Raw genomic sequence first — 537 nt, 5'->3', positions numbered from 1 at the left:
CGTCCGCGCGTCGTCCCCTCCCGGGCCCCCGCGCCGCCTTGCGGCGGCCGGTGCGCACCCGGCCTGGTGGCCTGGTGGCCTGGCTGGGTGTTGCGTGGCTTGGTTCTGGCCCCGTCATGGTCAGCGGCACGCCCTGACCCCGGTCCGGCCCTGACCCCGGTCCGGTCTCGAACCCGGTCCGGTCTTGGTCCGGTCGCTGGTGGGCGTGTCCGTCTGGCGGGCTGTCTGCCCGCCCACACCACGAGGAGATTCTTGTGCTCAATCTCGCGTTGCTGCTGGTGTTGGCTGCCAGCATCCTCATGTCGGTCAGCCGCCGTCGCCTCTCGCTTCGGTGGGGGCTCGCCGCCGTCGGGCTGATGCTGGCCAGTGCCCTGCTGTGCGCTCTGGCGCACCACTACACGGCGGTGGTCATCGTTGTGCTGTTCGCCGCCGCGTACGCAGACGTCGCGGCCGGCCAGTACCGGGCCGCCCGGCGGCAGGCGGATGCGAAGTCCTCGCAGGACTCCGCGCTGCGTAAGTAGCCCCGGGCGGCTTCTG

1 protein-coding gene is annotated in these 537 nt (G+C 72.4%); it reads left to right on the top strand.

Annotated features, from left to right (window positions below; translation table 11 throughout):
* The first annotated feature begins 254 nt into the window (after positions 1 to 254).
* The gene (locus EEJ42_RS30895) at positions 255 to 521 is read left to right on the top strand and encodes a hypothetical protein (RefSeq protein ID WP_123105177.1); all 267 of its coding nucleotides are present in this window, start codon (positions 255 to 257) and stop codon (positions 519 to 521) included.
* Positions 522 to 537: the final 16 nt, after the last annotated feature.

Source organism: Streptomyces botrytidirepellens (assembly GCF_003721215.1).
Taxonomy (GTDB): Bacteria; Actinomycetota; Actinomycetes; order Streptomycetales; family Streptomycetaceae; genus Streptomyces; species Streptomyces himastatinicus.
Note: the sequence above shows the minus strand (reverse complement) of the source record. Positions and strands in the feature narration are given on the sequence as shown.